The organism is Streptomyces sp. NPDC056061, from assembly GCF_042266885.1.
GTDB lineage: Bacteria > Actinomycetota > Actinomycetes > Streptomycetales > Streptomycetaceae > Streptomyces.
Genome location: NZ_JBHJWQ010000028.1, coordinates 80,491 through 99,447, shown reverse-complemented (window position 1 = coordinate 99,447; position 18,957 = coordinate 80,491). Strand labels below are relative to the sequence as shown.

At 71.5% G+C, this 18,957-nt stretch carries 14 protein-coding genes and 1 pseudogene; 7 read left to right on the top strand and 8 right to left on the bottom strand.

Annotated elements, in window-relative coordinates; genetic code table 11:
- Nucleotides 1-3 precede the first annotated feature (3 nt).
- From ACFC79_RS30845 to ACFC79_RS30835, 3 genes are all read left to right on the top strand, one after another.
- Entirely contained in the window at nt 4-1,230 is a 1,227-nt protein-coding gene (locus ACFC79_RS30845; protein WP_376246885.1) for a M20 family metallopeptidase, read from the top strand.
- The gene (locus ACFC79_RS30840) at nt 1,227-2,585 is read left to right on the top strand and encodes a DUF3100 domain-containing protein (protein ID WP_376246882.1); all 1,359 of its coding nucleotides are present in this window, start codon (nt 1,227-1,229) and stop codon (nt 2,583-2,585) included. Before ACFC79_RS30845 ends, ACFC79_RS30840 begins: the two co-directional genes overlap by 4 nt.
- Before the next feature lie 292 nt (nt 2,586-2,877).
- Entirely contained in the window at nt 2,878-4,239 is a 1,362-nt protein-coding gene (locus tag ACFC79_RS30835; RefSeq protein WP_376246879.1) for a PP2C family protein-serine/threonine phosphatase, read from the top strand.
- Between the two features lie 585 nt (nt 4,240-4,824).
- Here the strand turns inward: ACFC79_RS30835 and ACFC79_RS30830 are convergent.
- Both ACFC79_RS30830 and ACFC79_RS30825 read right to left on the bottom strand, forming a co-directional pair.
- The gene (locus tag ACFC79_RS30830; protein WP_376246876.1) at nt 4,825-5,232 is read right to left on the bottom strand and encodes an STAS domain-containing protein; all 408 of its coding nucleotides are present in this window, start codon (nt 5,230-5,232) and stop codon (nt 4,825-4,827) included.
- A gap of 135 nt (nt 5,233-5,367) precedes the next feature.
- Complete coding sequence (locus ACFC79_RS30825; RefSeq protein WP_376246873.1) at nt 5,368-5,730, bottom strand: DUF488 domain-containing protein; 363 nt, start codon at nt 5,728-5,730, stop codon at nt 5,368-5,370.
- Between the two features lie 208 nt (nt 5,731-5,938).
- Here ACFC79_RS30825 and ACFC79_RS30820 point away from each other — a divergent pair, with 208 nt between their 5' ends.
- Nucleotides 5,939-6,736 carry a uracil-DNA glycosylase gene (locus ACFC79_RS30820; protein ID WP_376246870.1) on the top strand — a complete coding sequence of 266 codons (798 nt, stop codon included), beginning with the start codon at nt 5,939-5,941 and terminating at the stop codon, nt 6,734-6,736.
- A gap of 32 nt (nt 6,737-6,768) precedes the next feature.
- Here the strand turns inward: ACFC79_RS30820 and ACFC79_RS30815 are convergent, their stop codons facing one another.
- Nucleotides 6,769-7,053 carry an oxidoreductase C-terminal domain-containing protein gene (locus tag ACFC79_RS30815; RefSeq protein WP_376246867.1) on the bottom strand — a complete coding sequence of 95 codons (285 nt, stop codon included), beginning with the start codon at nt 7,051-7,053 and terminating at the stop codon, nt 6,769-6,771.
- Between the two features lie 495 nt (nt 7,054-7,548).
- Between ACFC79_RS30815 and ACFC79_RS30810 the strand changes: the two are divergent.
- The 3 genes and pseudogenes from ACFC79_RS30810 to ACFC79_RS30800 all read left to right on the top strand — a co-directional run bounded on the left by ACFC79_RS30810 (nt 7,549) and on the right by ACFC79_RS30800 (nt 14,714).
- A pseudogene (locus ACFC79_RS30810) lies at nt 7,549-8,330 on the top strand (ABC transporter ATP-binding protein).
- Nucleotides 8,331-8,335: 5 nt separating this feature from the next.
- Nucleotides 8,336-10,897, top strand: coding sequence for an ABC transporter permease (locus ACFC79_RS30805; RefSeq protein ID WP_376246864.1), 2,562 nt, complete (start codon nt 8,336-8,338; stop codon nt 10,895-10,897).
- 478 nt (nt 10,898-11,375) lie between these two features.
- Nucleotides 11,376-14,714: a S8 family serine peptidase gene (locus ACFC79_RS30800; RefSeq protein ID WP_376246861.1), complete on the top strand. Its 3,339-nt coding sequence runs from the start codon at nt 11,376-11,378 to the stop codon at nt 14,712-14,714.
- Between the two features lie 273 nt (nt 14,715-14,987).
- On the opposite strand, the gene ACFC79_RS30795 is transcribed toward ACFC79_RS30800, so the two are convergent.
- From ACFC79_RS30795 to ACFC79_RS30775, 5 genes are all read right to left on the bottom strand, one after another.
- Entirely contained in the window at nt 14,988-15,653 is a 666-nt protein-coding gene (locus ACFC79_RS30795; RefSeq protein ID WP_376246858.1) for a hypothetical protein, read from the bottom strand.
- Nucleotides 15,650-17,170 carry an ATP-binding protein gene (locus tag ACFC79_RS30790; RefSeq protein WP_376246855.1) on the bottom strand — a complete coding sequence of 507 codons (1,521 nt, stop codon included), beginning with the start codon at nt 17,168-17,170 and terminating at the stop codon, nt 15,650-15,652. Before ACFC79_RS30790 ends, ACFC79_RS30795 begins: the two co-directional genes overlap by 4 nt.
- Before the next feature lie 2 nt (nt 17,171-17,172).
- Nucleotides 17,173-17,856 (bottom strand): response regulator, encoded by a 684-nt coding sequence (locus tag ACFC79_RS30785; RefSeq protein WP_376246853.1) that lies wholly within the window; start codon nt 17,854-17,856, stop codon nt 17,173-17,175.
- 127 nt (nt 17,857-17,983) lie between these two features.
- A complete protein-coding gene (locus ACFC79_RS30780; protein ID WP_376246850.1) occupies nt 17,984-18,172 on the bottom strand; it encodes a hypothetical protein in 189 nt (62 codons plus the stop codon).
- Nucleotides 18,173-18,654: 482 nt separating this feature from the next.
- Nucleotides 18,655-18,855: a transposase gene (locus tag ACFC79_RS30775; protein ID WP_376246848.1), complete on the bottom strand. Its 201-nt coding sequence runs from the start codon at nt 18,853-18,855 to the stop codon at nt 18,655-18,657.
- Between the last annotated feature and the right edge of the window lie 102 nt (nt 18,856-18,957).

The window sequence follows — 18,957 nt, the reverse complement described above, 5'->3', positions numbered from 1 at the left end:
CCCGTGACCACGAAGAATCCCGCCGGCTCCGGAAACCGGCTCAAGGCCGACACCTCCACGGGCGTGTCGGACTGGCAGGACCGCGTGCTCGCGCTGGCCCGCGCCCTGCACGCGCACCCCGAAACCGCCTTCCAGGAAACCGAGTCCGCCGCGGCGATCACCGAGCTGCTCACCGAGGGCGGGTTCGCGGTCGAGCGCGGCACGGGCGGTCTGCCGACCGCGTTCACCGCCACCGCGGGCAGCGGCGAGCTGACGGTCGCGCTCTGTGTCGAGTACGACGCGCTGCCCGAGGTCGGCCATGCCTGCGGCCACAACCTCATCGCCGGCGCCTCGGTGGCCGCCGCGCTGGCCCTGGCCCCGTACGCCGACGAACTCGGCATCACACTGAAGGCGATAGGCACCCCGGCCGAGGAACACGGCGGCGGCAAGGCGCTGCTGCTGGAGGCCGGCGCGTTCGACGGGGTGGGCCTGGCCCTGATGGTCCACCCGGTGCAGGACGGGCTCGGCTACAACCCCACAGGCAGCACCTCGCAGGCGGTCGGCCGGTACCGGGCGGTGTTCCGGGGACGTGCGGCGCATGCCGCGGCCGCACCCCACCAGGGCGTGAACGCCGCCGACGCCGCCACGCTTTCCCAGGTGGCCGTCGGTCTGCTGCGCCAGCAGATGCCGGGCGACCAGCGGGTGGCGCTGTTCGTCTCCGAAGGCGGTGTCGCCACCAACATCATCCCCGAGCGGGCCGTTGTCGACTTCGAATGCCGGGCGTTCACCCTGCCCGAGTACGAGGCACTGCTGGAGCGTGTCCGGCGGTGTTTCGAGGGCGCGGCCCTGGCGACCGGCACCGAGCTGACCGTCGAGGCCACCGAGCCGCTCTACGAGCCGCTCGTGCAGGACGACGCGCTGGCGGGGTTCTGGACGTCGGCCATGGCCGCCCTCGGGCGGGACGTCACCCCCGGCGCCCGGCTCGCCGGCGGTTCGACCGACATGGGCAACGTCAGCCAGGTCATCCCCAGCCTGCATCCATGGCTGAGCATTCCGGGGGCCGACGAGCCCATCCACTCCCATGCCTTCGCGGCCGTCGCCGACACATCCCTGGCGTACGACATGATGTTCGAGGCGGCCCGTGCGCTCGCCTGGACCGTCGTCGACGCGGCGGGCCACGCCGAGCACCGGCACCGCTTCATCGCCGCGGCCTACCGCCGTGACGTCGGCGAGGAGGCGGTGGCGACATGAGCGGCCTCACCACCACGCCCGAGGACCGCGTCGCCGGGTCGCGTCAGACCCTGCCGATCGCCGCCCTCGCTCTGGTCATCGCCCTGGTCGTGCAGGCCGTCGGACAGCTCGACATCGACCTGGGCATCGGCTCCGTCATCGTTTTCCCCATGGTGTGGGGCCTGATCCTGGGCCTGCTGGTGTCGGTCCAGAAGATCCGGCCCCTCGGCATCCACCTCCAGAGGGTGGCGTCCGCGCTCGTCGGCGTCGCCGTGATGCTCCTGGTCGCCCGGCTCGCCTTCAACATCGGCCCCAGCCTGCCGACGCTCGTCAAGGCCGGGCCCGCGCTGCTGCTCCAGGAGATCGGCCATCTACTGGGCACGGTGGCCGTCGCACTGCCGCTCGCCGTCGTACTGCGCCTGGGCAAGGCCACGGTCGGTGCCACCTTCTCACTGGACCGCGAGCCGTCCTTCGCGATGGTCTCGGAGAAGTACGGACCGGACTCCGACCAGTACCGCGGCGTCCTGGCCATGTATGTGTTCGGCACGATGTTCGGCGCGGTGTTCATCACGCTCCTGACCTCGCTGGTGTCGAACTGGAACATCTTCGACCCGCTGGCCCTCGCCATGGGCGCCGGCGTCGGCTCGGGATCGATGATGGCCGCGTCCTCGGCCAGCATCGTGGCCGCGTACCCGGGGCACGAGGAGGCCATCCTCGGCATGGCGGCGGTGTCGAACCTCATCACCACCATCCTCGGGGTCTACGTGGGCATCTACGTGGCACTGCCGTTGGCGGACCGCTTCTACCGCTTCCTCACCCGCCGGCAGGACACCCGCGCGCCGGGGACGACGACGCCCGACGCTCCCTCCGCCCCGGACGGCCCGACGGACGCCGCCGCCAACCGCGCCTTCCGGGAAGAAGTCGCCGTCGCCTCGGGCGAGGTCAGGATTCCGCTCTGGCTGTCGCTCGGCGTCCTGACAGTGCTCGGTCTGGGCACTGCCTCGGTCGCGGCCGGCACGATCGGCTGGGACATCGTCGGCGGCTACGCCGTGCTGCTGGGCCTGGTGCTGCTCGGCCTCTTCCTCGCCAAGGTCAGCCGGAAGATCTCCGCGATCGTGTGGATCACCACGGTGGGTACGTACGTCTCCAGCCCGTGGTTCTTCGCCTCCGGCAGCCTCAACAGGCTGGTCGGATCGGTGGACTTCCTGTCCATCGCCACGATCATGCTGACCCTCGCCGGACTGTCGCTCGGCAAGGACCTGCCGTTGCTGCGGCACATCGGCTGGAAGATCATCCCGGTCGGGCTCGTCGCGATCACCGCTTCGTTCCTGCTCTCGGTGGTGATCGCCGAGTTCACCCTCGGTGCATGGGGCTGACCCTCCCTCCGAGCAGCGGTGCGGCTCCGGAGCGCGGGGGAGTGTCCGGCCCCCACCGGCCGTACGGTCGATACGTCGTTCGTCTGAGCCGTAGGTGACCCCGGGGCGGCGATCCTGCCCGATCGCCGTCCCGCACCCCTACCGCGCTCCGAGCCGGGCACAGGCGCGGTACCACGTGGCCCCGGCCGGAGGGGGCGGGAGCCGGGCGGCCTGCTTCCCGGCCGGTGAGCGCGTAGTGTGACTAGACAGGGCGACGGTGGAAACGAGCCCGATGGCGCCGGGAGGCAGCACCATGGCGCACAATCCGTGGGAACCGCCGTTCGGTGGCCCGCAGCCGGAGGCCGCACGGGCCACCGAGTTGCAGGACCGGGGCCGGGGCCCCACCCGGGACGGCGTGGCCGCGCCGCCGCGACGTGCACTGGATCGGCACCTGCTGCGGCGCCTGCTGGACGCGGTCGGAGCGGTCAGCACCGACATGGCCACCCCCGCCGTGCTCCACCACATCGTGGAAGCGGCAACCGACCTCGTCGCCGCCCGCTACGGGGCGCTGGGCGTGCTCTCGGACAGTGGCGAGATCATCGATCTGATCACCGTGGGCATCGACGACCCGCATCTGTGCGCTGCCATGGGTCTGCCGCAGGGCCACGGCCTGCTCCGCACCTTGGTGGACGACCGGCGGTCGTTGCGGGTGGCGGATGTGGCCACGCACCCTCTCTCCGTGGGCTTTCCGCCCAGGCACCCGGTCATGCGGACCCTGATGGGCGTTCCGCTCATGGTGCGGGACACCCTCTACGGCGATCTCTACGTCGCCGACAAGGTCGACGGCACGCCGTTCGATGACGACGACGAGGGCCTGCTGACGGCCTTGGCCAGCGCCGCGGGCATCAGCCTCGAAAACGCCCGTCTGTACGAGCGCCTCAGGGGCGCCACCGAGCACTTCCGGCGCCGCATGCTGCCCCTTCTTCCCGACCTGGCGCCACTCGAAGCCGCGGCCCGCTACGAGCCCGCCTCCGAGCTGCCCGGGCTGGGCGGGGACTGGTACGACGCCGTGAAGCTTCCCGATGGCGCCACGTGCGTGGTGATGGGCGACGTGACCGGCCATGACATCGAGGCCGCCCCGCTGATGGGCCAGATCCGCAACATGCTGCGCGCGATCGCCTTCGACCGGGGCGGGCCGCCCGGCCTGGTCATCTCGCGCCTGGACCATGCCCTGTCGATGTTCGACGAGCCGCCCACGGCCACTCTGGTACTCGGCCGCATCGAGCGCCGCAGTGCGGAGGGCGGGAGGTATACGTTCAGCTGGAGCAACGCCGGGCATCTGCCGCCGCTGCTGGTCGGAGCGGACGGCAGCACGCGCTACCTGGCACCCGCCCGGCACGGAATCCCGGTGGGTATCGACGCCTCCGTCCCCCGGTTCAGCCACGAACACCCCCTTCCGCCCGGTAGTACCCTGCTGCTGTTCACCGACGGGCTGGTCGAGCGCCGCGACCAGGACATCGACACCGGACTCGACGGCCTTGCTGCACAAGCCGCTCGCCTTGCCACGGCCCCGCTGGACGACCTGTGCGATGCTCTGATCGGTCGTGACCTGCAGGTGTTCGACGACGATGTCGCCGTGTTCGCCCTACGCACTCCGGGCGGCCCGGGGCAGTGAGCGGCGGCTGCCCGGCCCGTTCCGGTCCCGGCCTCGTGGCAGTGTCCGGGGAGGGGGCGCCCAGGTTGGCGGCAGGGTACGCAGGGCGCAGGGCAGGATGCTGCCGTGGCGGCAGTGTCTGCCCCGGTGGGGCCGGAGCGCCGATGCGTGCCGACGGGTGGTGAAGCGGGTGGTGCCGTCGGCGGTGACGGTGGCCTTGGGGCCTTGTGGGGCGGCTCCGTGGTGCCGGCCGGGCCGTGGGCGGTGTAGATGTCCTCGTCGGCTGACGGCTGCCCCGTCACCCCGGTGGATCAGCGCGCGGCGCCGGATGCGGTGCATCGCAGGGCGGAGGGGCGTTCGCATGCGGGATGTATTCGGATGTTCCGACAACGCGGCGAGGCGCCGTAGCCGTCGTCACGAGCCCGCCGGGGATAGCGGGACAAGCCCTCGGGCCGAGGGCTTCGCGGGTTTGCCCCGGCCGGAATCGCAGGAGCGGGATGTCCGGGCCGACGAGGTCGAGGCCGGAGCGGGGATGCACGCGCAGGGCTCGGCGAGCACAGTTCTCGCGCACGGCAGGGCGGTGCCGTTGGCGGCCCGGGGCGTTCCTCAGCCGGAGACGGGGTGCGGCCAGTTCGCGAGGCCGTCGGGTGAGGGAGCGGACTGCGTCGCTTCCGATGCGGATGGATGGAATTCGTAGCTTTCGCGCATGCCGCTCAGATCGAAGATCTTGAGCATGCGGCCGGAGACGGACGCGATACGCAGCGAGCCCTTGCGCTCACGGATGCGTTTGGTGATCGCCACGATCACGCCCAGCCCCATCGAATCCATGAAGGTGACGAAGCCGAGGTCCAGGACGAAGTGGCGGTGTCCCTCATCGAGGAGCTTGATCACAGCCTCCCGGATCATGGGGGCGGTGTGGGCGTCCATCTCACCATCGGCCTCAAGGACGGTCCAGCCGTTGACCACGTGGTAACTCACCATCATGTTCTCGTGCCGGATGATGTTCGTTCGCATGGCGCTTCCTCTTCACGTCTCCGGACAGTCCGCGGCACGGCGATCGGGGACGGCCGACCCGTCCCCGATCGCCACCTGTGCAAGGGCGGGTTCGCGTGAACGACGGTGGCGCGACCGTCCGCGCCCTGAGGGCGGTCATCGGCTCCCGGTCAGCCAGTCGGCGAGAACGGCGGCCTGGCTGTGATCGACATCCTTGGTGGCGGTCAGCAGCATGACCTTGTCGCGTGCCGCCAGGTCGCGCAGATGTCGGGCCGCCTCACGGTGCCCGGTGTCGCCCAGCTCTGCCAGGTACCGGCGGCGGAACTCGGCGAAGCGACTGGGCTCGTGGCCGTACCACTTGCGCAGTTCGCTCGACGGGGCGACAGCACGCAGCCACTCGTCCAGATGTGCGTCCGCCTTGCGCATGCCCCGGGGCCAGACCCGGTCCACCAGCACGCGCTTGCCGTCCTTGGGCGCGGTCTCCTCGTAGACTCTGCGACAGGTGATCTGTTTGGCCATAATGGTGCCCTTCCAGATCGGTCGGCCGCCTCTCCTCAAGCAGGTGGCCGGCTGCGTGGCCTGCTGCGAAGCAGATCGTCCCGACCCACCCATTCTATCGGCGGCAGCTCATGCCAACCCGTCGGGATCCTGCCAGGCCTGCCGGCACGACTGCCGCCCGGGCACCGAGTGACGGCGTCCGGCACGGCATATTCACGAGGAGCACGATGTGTCCAGCAGACGCCCCCCGCCCGATTCGCACGACTATCCCGCGCGGACGGCTCCCCGGACGAGCTCACCGAGCAAACTCGATGCGGCGGTGACCACCTGCCGGGCGTGCCCACGCCTGGTGGCCTGGCGGGAGGAGGCCGCGCGGATCAAGCGCAGGGCATTTCGGGACTGGCAGTACTGGGCGCGCCCCGTTCCCGGTTTCGGCCCGGCGGACGCACCACTGGCGATCGTCGGTCTGGCGCCGGCCGCGCACGGCGGCAATCGCACCGGGCGCATCTTCACCGGTGACCCGTCCGGCGACGCGTTGTACGCCGCCCTCCACGACATCGGGCTCGCCTCGCAGCCCACTGCCACCCACCGGGGCGACGGACTGGAGTTGTACGGGGTGCGGATCACGGTGCCGGTGCACTGCGCCCCACCCGGCAATCGGCCCACCACCGGTGAGCGGGACACCTGTCGGCCATGGCTGGCCCGTGAGCTGGAACTGCTGCGGCCCACACTGCGGGCGATCCTGGTTCTCGGCGGGTTCGCCTGGCAGGCGCTCCTGCCGGTGCTCACCGACACCGGCTGGCAACTGCCCCGTCCTCGCCCGGTCTTCGGACACGGGGCCGAGGCGCTGCTCGCCGATCCCGGTGACGGACGGCCGCTGCACCTGGTCGGCGGCTACCACCCCAGTCAGCGCAACATGTCCACCCGCACCCTGACCCCCGCCATGCTCCGCGACGTGCTACGCCGCGGAGCCGAGATCGCCGAACTCCCGGCACGGCCGCCGCACCGCGGCCGACCCGGCCCTTGAGCACCCGAGTCCCTCCGACTCGGTAGCCGACATCAGGCGCTGGTGAACTTGTCGAGTGGCACGTCGGAATCAGCGAGCGCGGCACGCTCGACCGTGCTGCCGGAGCGGACGAGGCGCCGGACGGCGTCGTCGACGTCCCAGATGCTGACGTCCATTCCGGCCGGTACACGGTCGACGGCGAACCAGAAGGCGATGAACTCCCTGCTCGTCAGGTCGCCGCGGGCCCCCACGTCGTCGTGGCCGCCGGGCTCCGCGCAGCGCGCCGTTGCGGCTCTCCCCGTACGCGGCTCTGTCGCCGTCGCGTGGACTCCGAGCACTCCGCCCGCGGATACGCGGCCGGCGCCGTCGACTGCATCAGCACACCCTTCGACCCTCGGCCCTGCGCGCCAAGGTCGCCGTGTTCACCTCCATCTACCTGGAGCGCCACACCCAGCAGTGATCACCCGCGTGCCACAGCACCAGCGCGCGCCCCCGCCGATGGTGTTCGGCGGGGCCGCGCGGTTCGCTGCGACCAGGGGACGGGCGGGCCGGCGGGGGAGCGGCGGCCGCCGACGAACGCGGAGGGGGAGACCGGGGGCGATGAGGTTGGCGAGGCGCTCAGGGGAAGAACGGCCAACGCGCCAGCCGCGTCCGCTCTGCGGGCCGGCGGTGAGATGCCCGCCGACGGCCTCGACCCATCCGCCGCACCCGCACCACGCCGAAGGATCGGCCTCGGGAACGCCCCGGCAACCGCCGTCCGCGCCCTCGCCGCATGGGGCCGGTCCCGTTCGGCAAGTCCGCCATTCCACGAACAACCGTGCAGGAGCGATGAGATGAACCAGAGGACGGATGCCCTCTCGTCCCCCGAAGGGTCCGGCGCGGTGATCGCCGCCGCGGGTTACCTGACCAGGATCTACGGCGAGGGCGAGACCCGCGTCATGGCGCTGGCCGGGGTGTCGGCCCGCTTCCTGCGCGGCGAGTTCACCGCGATCATGGGACCCTCCGGCTCCGGCAAGTCCACGTTCATGCACTGCCTGGCGGGACTCGACACTCCCACGTCCGGTACGGTGCGGATCGGCGACACCGACTTGGGCTCGCTGAACGACGCGCAGCTGACCCGGGTACGCGCGAGCGCATCGGCTTCGTCTTCCAGGCGTTCAACCTGCTGCCCACCCTCACCGCCTGGGAGAACATCACCCTGCCGTGCCATCTTGCCGGGCGCATCCCTGACCGGACGTGGTTGACGGACCTGATCAACCTCCTGGGGCTGGCGGGCCGGCTCGACCACCGTCCCGCCCAGCTCTCCGGCGGCCAACAGCAGCGGGTCGCCTGCGCCAGGGCCCTGGCCACCCGGCCTGCCGTCGTCTTCGCCGATGAACCCACCGGCAACCTCGACTCCCGGGCGGGGGCCGAAATCCTGTCCTTCCTGCGGTCCTCCGCACACGAGTTGGACCAGACGATCGTGATGGTCACCCACGATCCGGTCGCCGCGGCCCACGCCGACCGCGCCCTGTTCCTGGCCGACGGAAGCCTTGTCCACGAGATGCCGGCCCCGACCGCGGCCGGGGTGCTGGAGCAGGTGAAGGCATTCGATGTCTCGCAGCGAGTCGGCTGACCGCGATGACCCACCGAGCGATCCCCTCCCGAAGGCCGTCGATGTTCCGCGCCGCTGTCCGCACCCTTCGCTCCCACCGCCTCCGCTTCGCGATGCCCGCCCTGGCCGTGCTGCTGGGCGTGGCGTTCGTGACCGGCTCGCTGATCTACAGCGAGTCCGTCAGCACAGCCGTGGCTCGTGCACGGACCAACTCCCGCCCCGATGTATCGGTGGAGATCACGCCGGGCCGTTCTGCCGAACCGCCATCTGCGGACTCCTCCGGCGGCACCCCGCAACTCGACGACTCGCTCCTGCGGCGGCTGCGCGCGCTGCCCGGCGTCTCCGCGGCCCGTGGCACGGTCGAGGGCCACTCCTTCCTCGTCCAATCCGACGGCACCCTGGTCGGCCACCTGTACCAGGCCGCAGGCATCAACTACGTCCCCGACAGTACGGGCAAGGCCCCTTGCTACCCGCTGACGGCAGGCCGCGGCCCCCGTACCACCGGGGAGATCGCCGTCGACCGGCAGGCCGCCGAACGGGCCGGGTACCAGGTGGGCGACCGGGTACGCATCGTTGTCGACGGCACGGCCCAAAGCGCCAGACTGGTCGGCATCTTCACCGCGCAGGACAGTCGCACGGCGGTCGGCGGCACCCTCACCGCGTTCGACACCCGCACCGCGCAACGTCAGTTCGCCATCGCCCCGGGCCACTACTCGGCGATCACGTTGACCGCGGCCGACGGCATACCGCATACCCAACTCGCCGAACAGGCACAGAGACTGCTGCCCTCAGGATTCCGCGCCGCGACCCGGGCGGACCTGGACGCCGAGGCGGCGTCCACCGGCGACGACCAGAAGCTCACCACAATACTGCTGGGCTTCGCCGGCACCGCCCTGTTCGTCTCCACGTTCCTGGTCGCCAACACCTTCACCATGCTCAGTGCGGCCCGCGCCCGCGAGCACGCGCTGCTGCGCGCGGTCGGCGCCACCAGGAAGTACGTGATGCGCCCGGTCCTGGCTGAGGCCGCCATCGTCGGAGCGGTCGCCTCCGTCGCCGGCTACGTGCTGGGCATCGGGGTCGCGACGCTGTTGAACAGGCTGTTCAGTGTCACCGGAGGACCGAGTGCGGCTTTGCGGATCCTCTCCGTCACACCTGTGCTCGCGGCGTTCGCGGTCGGCATCGGCGTCACCACGCTGTCGGCGTACCTCCCGGCCCGTCGAGCGGCAGCCGTCGCGCCCGTGGCGGCGCTGCGCACCAGCGAGCCCCCGACCGCTGCCTCGCTGCGCCGCCGCAACACCATCGGCCTGGCCATCACCGCGTTCGGAGCCCTGCTGGTCGCTGCCGCCGTCGGCAGCCCAAACCTCCTCTTCGGCGCCGTGCCCGTCCTCCTGATCGGACTGATCGTCCTCACCCCGCTGCTCGCTCTGGGGGTCACCGGGCTGCTGCGCTCCCCGCTGACCCGGGTGGCAGGCATCCGCGGCAAGCTCGCCGAGGAGAACGCACGCCGCAACCCACGCCGTACGGCGGCCACCGCGACCACCCTCATGGTCGGCCTCGCGATGGTCACCGCCGTCACCGTGGTCATCACCTCGGTCAGCCGCATGGACGAGCAGCAAGCCGACAGGTCCATGACCTCGGACCTGCGCATCACGGCCGTCGATTTCGCGGAGATCGGCGATGACACCGCCGCTCGTGTGGCACGGCTTGCGGACGCCGAGGCCGTCACACCGATCATCCGCACCTACTTCGACCTCTCCGACACCGACTCCCTGCCGACGACTGCCGTCGACCCCGCCACGGTGCAGCGCCTGGCACCCGTCACCGTCCGGAAGAGCTCTTTCGGCCGGCTCGACCACGGCATCGCGGTCACCGAAAGGACGGCTACCACGCACGGCCGGCGACTCGGTTCCCGAGTCACCGGTACCCCCGGCGATGCGGGCACGAGGACCAGCCTGCCCATCGTCGCGATCTACGACGGCTCGGACGACCTGACCCCCGTCCTCATCTCCGACAAGGCCCTACCGCGCGCCTCCAGCACCGAGGACCGGCCACGCACCGTATCCATCCTGATCAAGGCCGCCCATGGCCGGACGGCCGCGCTCCGCAAGGAGATCCGGCGGACCCTGGACAACCCGGCACTTCTTGTCCAGGACCGTGCCGACGCGAGGGCGGCTGCCGCTGCGAAGAGCGCCCCGTTCCTGAACATCATGTACGCGTTGCTCAGCGTCACCGTGTTGATCGGCGCCCTCGGGGTGGTCAACACCATGGGCATGGCCGTCTTCGAACGCGTCCGTGAGATCGGCGTACTGCGGGCTCTCGGCCTGGACCGCCGACGCGTCGGCTCCGTCCTGTGCATCGAATCGGTGACCATCTGTCTCCTCGGCTTGGCACTCGGCCTCATCGTCGGCAGCGCGATCGGCGCGGCGGCCGTCCTCGGCCAAGAAGACGTCCCCCTCATCATCCCGTGGGACAGGACGCTCCTCTTCTTCGTGGCCACCACCGCGATCGGCATCCTCGCCTCCCTCTGGCCGGGGCGCCGGGCCGCGAGAATCCCCATGCTCAAGGCCATCACCACAGACACCGAATGACAGCCGAGAGACGCGGCTCCTGCCGCGCCGCCTTCCGGACCGGCCTCGCCGACGCTCGCCGGCGCGAGGCCGCACCACCTGCTCCCGCTGCGACCACCGCACCGCGCGTCCTGCCGATGCCGACCGGGTTGTCTGCCGGGGACGTGGGCTCAACTCGCCTGGCCCCGCGCCGCCGGGTGCCCGAGCGACCTGTCCGCGCGACGTCGAGAACGGTGCCGACCAGTGGGCCGACGCCCAGGTCCGCATCGCCGAGGACGACGTCCGCGAGCGCGGCGGACCGCCCGCGAGCGATCTGACGGACCGTCATGACGAGGGCCGGCCAGGCCCGATCGTCCCGGAGCGCTGTTACACAACGATCATTGAGTACCTCCGAGCGCCCCCGGAATACTTCAAGACCTCGGGGTCGTACGAGTATTCGAGAGCGCCCCGTGCGGGCCGGGCCCTCGCCCGCCCGATTCACTCCTGAGCAGGGGCAATCTTGCGTAAACGATCAAAACAGGCGTATGCCGTCGTGGCCGCGGCCGCCGTCGTCCTGACGGCGGGCATGACCGGCCCGGCATCGGCGAGGACCAGCGGCCCGGACCCGGCATTCCCGGTCGTCGCCAAGGACACGGGGGCGGCCGACAAGGCCATGCGCACCGTCACCCTGATCACCGGTGACCGGGTCCTCGTGGACTCCCGTGGCCGGGTCGGCGGTATCCAGCGGGCGAAGGGCAGGCAGGACATCCCCTTCTTCACCCGGACCTACGACGGCCGTACCTATGCGGTGCCGCGTGATGCCCGGCGGTTGATCGCCGACGGCACGCTGGACCAGCGGCTGTTCGACATCACCGGACTCGCCGAACCGGAAAGCCTCAAGGCCAATCGGGCCGGCCTCAAGGTGATCGTCGGCTACCGGGGGTCGGCGGCCGGTTCCGCCCGCGCCGAGGTGCGTTCCTCCGACGGCACCACCGTCCGCCGGACCCTGTCGGCCCTCGACGCCGACGCCGTCACCAGCACCACCGACAGCGCGGGTTCCCTCTGGGACGCGCTGACCCGTCGGCGAGACGACGGTTCGGCGGCCACGACCTCCGGCATCGCGCGCATCTGGCTGGACGGCGTACGGAAGGCGTCGCTCGACCGCAGCACCGGCCGGATCGGCGCCCCAGCGGCCTGGGCCCGCTCCTACGACGGCACCGGTGTGAAGATTGCCGTCGTGGACACCGGGATCGACGCCACCCACCCGGACCTGACGGGCCGGGTGGTGGCGGAACGGAACTTCAGCGCCTCCCCGGACGCCCGGGACCGGGTCGGACACGGCACGCACGTGGCCTCCATCGCCGCCGGTACGGGGGTCAAGGACGCCCGGTTCAAGGGCGTGGCGCCCGGGGCCCGGTTGATCAGCGCCAAGGTGCTGGACGACCAGGGCAGTGGTGACGACTCCAGCATCCTGGCGGGGGTCGACTGGGCCGTCGCCCAGGGGGCCGACATCATCAACATGAGTCTGGGCAGCCCGGACACCCCGGGGATCGACCCGCTGGAAGCCCAGGTCGACAAGCTCTCCGCCGAGAAGGGCGTCCTGTTCGCGGTGGCCGCGGGCAACAGCGGGCCGGGCCGGGGCACGGTCGCATCCCCCGGCAGCGCCGACGCGGCGCTGACGGTCGGTGCCGTCGACGACGACGACCTGATCGCCGACTTCTCCGGCGTCGGGCCCCGCACCGGGGACGGCGCCGTCAAGCCCGACATCACCGCACCGGGCGTGGAGATCACGGCGGCGGCGGCGAGCGGTACCCCGGACCAGAACCCTCCCGGGTACGTCAGCAAGAGCGGCACGTCGATGGCGACCCCGCACGTCGCGGGCGCCGCGGCGATCCTCAAGCAGAAGAACCCCGCCTGGACGGGTGCACAGATCAAGGCGGTCCTGACGGGCTCGGCCAAGGGCGGCGCCCACTCGGTCTTCCAGCAGGGGGCGGGCCGACTCGCCGTCGACAAGGCGATCGACCAGACGCTCGTCTCCGAACCGGCCTCGGTCGGCCTGGGCATCCAGCAGTGGCCCCACACCGACGACACACCCGTCGGCAAGCAGGTGAGGTACCGGAACAGCGGTGCCACCGACGTGACGCTGGACCTGTCGCTGGAGGCGCCCACCGGCGGGGACGAGAAGCCCGCCCCGGCCGGGTTCTTCACCCTCGGGGCGAAGCGGATCACGGTTCCGGCGGGCGGCACCGCCGCCGTGGACCTCACCGCCGACACCCGGCTCGGCGGAACGGTCGACGGCTCGTACTCGGTAACGGTCGTCGCGACCGGGGGCGGCCGGAGCGTGCGCACCGCGGCATCGGTGGAGCGCGAGGCCGAGTCGTACGACGTCACCTTCAACACCGTCGGACGGGACGGTGCGGCAAGTACCAACTGGCAGGCCGACCTGAAGGGCTACAGCGGGTCCGCCACGGGCCGTCGGTTCTTCCCGGACCTGTCGTCGGGCTCCGCCACGGTCCGGCTGCCGCGAGGCACCTACAGTCTCGCCGCCGACATGCTGGTCGACCCCACCGCCCCGGGCAAGGGCATCGACCTGATCAACAATCCGCGGTTCTCGGTGACCGGTCCCACCACGGTCACCCTCGACGCCCGGACCACCCGGCCCGTCGCCTTCAAGGTGCCGGACGCCGCCGCACGTTACACGCGCGCCGGAATGATGTACACCCTGAGCACACCCGAGACCCTCATCATCGAGGGCGGAGAGTTCGGCAGTTTCGACAATCTGCGCACCGCGTACCAGGGGCCGGAGATGGACGACGGCTCCCTCGCCCAGCAGTGGTCCGCGCACTGGGCGCGGGGCAGCAACGAGTACAACGTCCTCACCGGCGGCCCGGTCAAGGAACTGGCCACCGGTTACAGCAAGACCTACACGTCCGGGGACATGGCCCTGGTGAAGGCGCAGGTCGGATCGTCCGTACCCGGCCTCGACGGCGCCCTCGCGGCGCACGGCATCCTGGACTACGGAGGCGGCGTCGAGGCCCCCTACACCGTGCAGTCGGCACCGGGAACGCGCAACGTTTACCTGTCCACCGCCGACGGGGCCGCCTGGAACATCGTCGCGGGCGTACTGGGCGGAGCGGATCCCTCGGGCCGGCGGAACTTCGATGCGGTCTACGGCCCCGACGAGCCGCGGCGGTACGAGGCGGGGAAGACGTACACCGAGACCTTCAACGTCGGTGCACCGGGGCCGCGGATGAACGCGAACGAGGGGATCGTGCGCGACGGCGACACCATCTTCGGTTCGCTGCCGCTGGTCAGTGACGGGGCGGGCCATTCCGGGTTCGCCCGGTACTCGGGCGCGAGCACCACCGTCCACCGCAACGGTGAGCTGTACGTGAAGAAGGACGTGGCCATCGACCAGGAGCCCTTCGCGCTGCCGTCCGAACCCGCCGCGTACACGGTGTCGACCACGATTCACCGGAACCCGGAGTTCAACCGCACCGGGACCCGGATCGACGCCTCGTGGACCTTCGACTCGGCCCGTACCGAGAGCCCGACCATGCTCCCGGTCTCCACGGTCCGCTTCCTGCCGCAGCTCGCACTCGACTCCACAGTTCCGGCGGGCGGCACGCAGGCCGTCCCCGTCGAGGTGCAGGGTGCGGCGGCAGGCGCCAACCTGAAGACCCTGCGGGTCATGGTGTCGTACGACGACACGACGTGGCTGCCCGTCCCGGTCACGGCGGACAGGATCACGGTGAAGGCCCCGGCGAAGGGCAAGGCGATCTCGCTGAAGGCCGTCGTCACCGACAAGGACGACAACGAGTCGACGGTCACGATCCACAACGCCTTCTTCGGCAGGTAACGCCTTCTTCGGCAGGTAACGCCTTCTTCGGCAGGTGAGGCGAGACCGGGCCGACGGCCACGGGCGCCGCGCGACCGGATGAGAGAACGACGGGCGGAGCACGGCCCCGGGTGAGCCGGGGCGAGCGGCCCGCCGGAACCGATGTTCCGGCGGGCCGCTCCTTTCCGCGCCGCCGCCCGGGGCCGGTGCGGGAACGACGCCGGCTCGTCCGCACGTCACGGAGGCCGCCCCCTCGACCGGTGCCGGACCAGGCGCCCGTCCGCCGCCCATGGCTCAGTGTGTCGGCACCCGGACGGGTCGAACGGGGCAGTCGGCCGGAGCGAGGCGCCCGTCCTGCCCGACCAGGGCCACGGACACGGCCCCCTGCACATGCGCCGCGAACGCGGCCGTGCAGACGATCTGGTCGCGGGCGGCGGCGGTCAGCCCCTTCACCCGCAGACGCAGCACGACCTCGACGTTGCGGTCACCCGTTGCGGCCCGGTCCGCGGCGGATGCCGCACGGGACAGCGAAGCGGCATTGTGGAGACCGGCCCGCCGTTCGGCCTTGTCCGGCCCGGCGAGCAGGGCGGCGACGGCCGCGAGTGGCGAGGGGGACTCGCTCATTCCCTCGCCCGGCGGGGACGAACCGCCGAGGCCGACCCGCCCGTGCGGCGACTCGTCCGGGCGGGGCGACGCGCCATCCGACCCGGCGGAGCCCGCGGTTCCGTTCTGCCACGGTGCTTCGACGATTCGTGGCACGGGCAGCAGTTCGTCGTCGGGGGAGAGGAAGAACAACAGCATCCGTTCCTCGCGCGGGGGAAGCAGATCGGCGACAACCGGCCTGCCGGCCTCGATCACGGCCGTCTCCTGGATGCCGCAGCCCACGAGCGGGCCCCCGGCGAGCATCAGCAGCGCGGCGAGCCGGACCGTCCGGCGCCCGCGGAACGACGACTTCCTCACGCGATGGTCTCCGTCCGGACGTGGTTCTTCGCCGGCCCCGTGCCATCGTGCGCGGGTGACGGACCGTCCGGCGCGCCGCTCCCGGACGCGGGCCCGTCGAAGGGCAGCTCCACGGTGAACAGGGCGCCGCCGCCGGTCGCGTTCCGCGCGTGGATCGCGCCGCCGTGCAGTTGTACGTTCTCCCTGGTGATCGCGAGCCCGAGGCCGCTGCCCGGCGAGCGGGAACGTGCGGCGTCCGCCTTGTAGAAGCGGTCGAAGACGTGCGGCAGCGCATCCGGTGGGATCCCGGGGCCGCTGTCGCGCACCTCGGTGATCAGCGCACCCCCGCGTGCCGACAGCCGCACGGTGACAGGTTCGGCACCATGGCGCAGGGCGTTGCCGACCAGGTTGGCCACGATGACGTCGAAGCGGCGCGTGTCGAGGCGGATACGCAGGCCGTCGGGGAGCTCGGCGCGGACCCGGCCGAGCCACTGCCTGCCGGACAGGGTGTTGCGCACGGCCTCCGCCGCGTCCACCTCATCGGTGGTGAGTTCCGCCGCGCGGGCGTCGAAACGGGAGATCTCCATCAGATCCTCCACCAGCACGGCAAGTTTGCCGGTCTCGGCGCTGATCAGGCGCACCGCCCGAGCGGTGTTCGGGGCGAGCGTCCCGGCCTCCTCGTCCACCACGTCCGTGACGGCGAGCATACCGGCGAGCGGGGTGCGCAACTCGTGCGAGACGTCCGAGGCGAATCGCCGGGCCCGTGCTCCGGCTTCCCGCAACTCCTCCACGGAGCGTTCGAGGCGGGCCGCCGACTCGTTGAACGTCCTGGCCAGGTCGGCCATCTCGTCCCGGCCGCGTACGGTGATACGCGTGTCGAGCTGCCCGCCGCCCATGGAATGTGCGGCACGCCGCAGTTCGCGGACGGGGCGCAGCACGCTGCGCGCCGCGAGCAGTGCGGGCACCAGGGCCACGGCCAGCCCCGGCAGGGCGCCGTCGCGGGCAGCGGTCACCAGGGAGTCGATGTCCACTTCCTCGTTCGTCATGGGCATCACGGCGAAGAGGACCAGGCCGCTCGGCACCGCGGCGCCCCCGGCGACGACCCGGGTCATCACCGGCATCCCGATGGTCAGATACGCGTTCCCGTCCTTGACGACCCGCTCGAAGCTGCCACGTGCCGAGGTGAGCGTGGTCCGGCGCAGTTGCGGGGTCACGACACCGGAGACCGGCCGGTCACCCGAGGAGACGCGCAGCGAACCGTACTCGGCGAAGACGATCCACGGATGTGGTTTGGCGCGCGCAGCGATTGCGTAGAGGTCCCACCGCAGCGAATCCGGGTCCAGGGGCAGGCGGGGGACGAACTGCTCGACCTCCTCGCGGAAGGAGGTGACGGCGGTGTCCTGCGCACGCACGAGGACCGCGTTGCGCGCCTGCCGATAGGTCAGTGCGGCGGTCGTGACGGCGCTGACGGCGGCCACCAGCAGGAACGCGATCACCAGCCGGGTGCGCAGTCCGAACGCGGCGGCCGCGCCGGGCATTCTCACAGCGGACCGAAACGGTAGCCGTGGCCCCGCAGGGTCTGAATGTAGCGAGGATCGCGGGACGGATCCTCGATCTTGGCGCGCAGTCGGCGCACACAGGCGTCCACCAGGCGGATGTCGCTGTGGAAACTGTGATCCCAGACCTCCTTCAGGAGCCGCTGCCGGCTGAAGACCTGTTCCGGTACCGCGGACAGGTGCAGCAACAGCTTCAGCTCGGAGGGTGCGAGGGCGACCGGGGCGCCCGACCTGAGGACGGTGTGACCGGCGCGGTCGATGTCGAGTTCACCGTGGTGTTCGACGGCGGGCCTCGCGCCGACCGGGCTCTCGGCGCGGCGCAGCACAGCACGTATGCGGGCCTCGATGACCTCGGTACGGGCGGGCTTGACGATGTAGTCGTCCGCCCCCGCCTCCAGGCCGACGACGATGTCGACGTCGTCGCCGCGCGCGGTCAGCATGATGATCGGTAACTGGCTCGTCTCGCGTACCCGGGAGCACACCTGGACGCCGCTCATCGCGGGGAGCATCAGGTCGAGCAGCAGGATGTCGGGGCGGAAGACACCCAGCGCCTCAAGGCCCGCCTCGCCGGTCACGGCGGCCAGGACCTCGTGCCCGCGCTGGCGCAGCCCGATCTCGACGCCCTCGCGAACGGAGGGGTCGTCTTCGACGAGGAGGACGCGTGGCATGGCGGTGTCTCCGGGATCGTGGGGAGTGGGTGGTCAGGGGTTACGCGGCCGGGGCGGGGGAGGGACCGACGAGCGGACGACCGCGTGCGCGCCGGTCCGCGTGCCGCGGGTCGTCCTGCATCCCGTGTCAGTGGTCCGGGTGCGGACCTGTCCGGTGCCGCAACGCGTCCGGCCCGGTCGGCCGCAGGAGCCGGGCCGGCCGTGTGAACGCGGCGGCGACCGCCATCGGCACGTCGGCGGCCCCGGCGAACGGTCCTCCCGGCTCTCCCCCGCCCGGCGCGGGGGAGACCAGGAGCATGAGGTTGCGGCGGGGCATGTCGTACTCCAGGCGGCGCGGCAGCGGTGGCTCCCCATACTCTCAGGCGTGCGCGGGGCGATGCCGGGCGGTCAGTTGTCCCGGCGCGACCGGGTTCGGCATGGCCCGGGGCGAACGGGATGCGCGGACCGCGTCCGAAACGGATTACGGCATACCCAGTGCCGCAGCGACATCATGGAAGGCTGCCTTGCCGGTGGCCGGCCCGACCATCAGGCCCACCCGAGCAACCCGGCGACATCACGAGTTCGACCTCAGTAATCTGTGCATGCCGGATCCCGAGCTGCTCGAACGGATCACCGCGCGGCGCGTCGAGCCGGACGAACTCGCGGTCACCGAAGGGGTCTTTGAGCGGGATACCGAGGGACTTGCCCGTTCGCCGACCGGGTGCCCGCCGCTCCCGGCCGCCGGCCATTCGACCGCTGCCGTCATCGCCGTCCCGATCGGCCTCCCGGTACGGGCGACGGGACGCCGGCCCGGTCCGCTCACCGGCTCCGGATGCATCGTTCGACCGCACAGCCCCCGGCGGACGGCCCGAACCGCTCCGGCAGGTCCCGCCACCGCGCACCCGTCCGCACCCGGTGCAGCACCCCGCTGATCAGCCGCCGGTGATCATTCCACCGATTCCCACTCGCACCACCACGAGGCAGGTCCGACGCCAGCCGGTCCCACTCCGCGTGCGCCACACCCCCACGGGCCGTACAGCCACCCCGCTCCCAACACGCCACCCGTGTCCGGAGATCCGACAAGCAGTGCCTGGAGCTGGCGGATGGGCACTGGATGTGGCG

Bases quoted from the DNA above. Each gene is read 5' to 3' on its own strand.
- ACFC79_RS30840 (WP_376246882.1), top strand. From the start codon at position 1,227: ATGAGCGGCCTCACCACCACGCCCGAGGACCGCGTCGCCGGGTCGCGT.
- ACFC79_RS30835 (WP_376246879.1), top strand. From the start codon at position 2,878: ATGGCGCACAATCCGTGGGAACCGCCGTTCGGTGGCCCGCAGCCGGAG.
- ACFC79_RS30830 (WP_376246876.1), bottom strand. From the start codon at position 5,232: ATGCGAACGAACATCATCCGGCACGAGAACATGATGGTGAGTTACCAC.
- ACFC79_RS30825 (WP_376246873.1), bottom strand. From the start codon at position 5,730: ATGGCCAAACAGATCACCTGTCGCAGAGTCTACGAGGAGACCGCGCCC.
- ACFC79_RS30805 (WP_376246864.1), top strand. From the start codon at position 8,336: ATGACCCACCGAGCGATCCCCTCCCGAAGGCCGTCGATGTTCCGCGCC.
- ACFC79_RS30790 (WP_376246855.1), bottom strand. From the start codon at position 17,170: ATGCCCGGCGCGGCCGCCGCGTTCGGACTGCGCACCCGGCTGGTGATC.
- ACFC79_RS30785 (WP_376246853.1), bottom strand. From the start codon at position 17,856: ATGCCACGCGTCCTCCTCGTCGAAGACGACCCCTCCGTTCGCGAGGGC.
- ACFC79_RS30780 (WP_376246850.1), bottom strand. From the start codon at position 18,172: ATGCCCCGCCGCAACCTCATGCTCCTGGTCTCCCCCGCGCCGGGCGGG.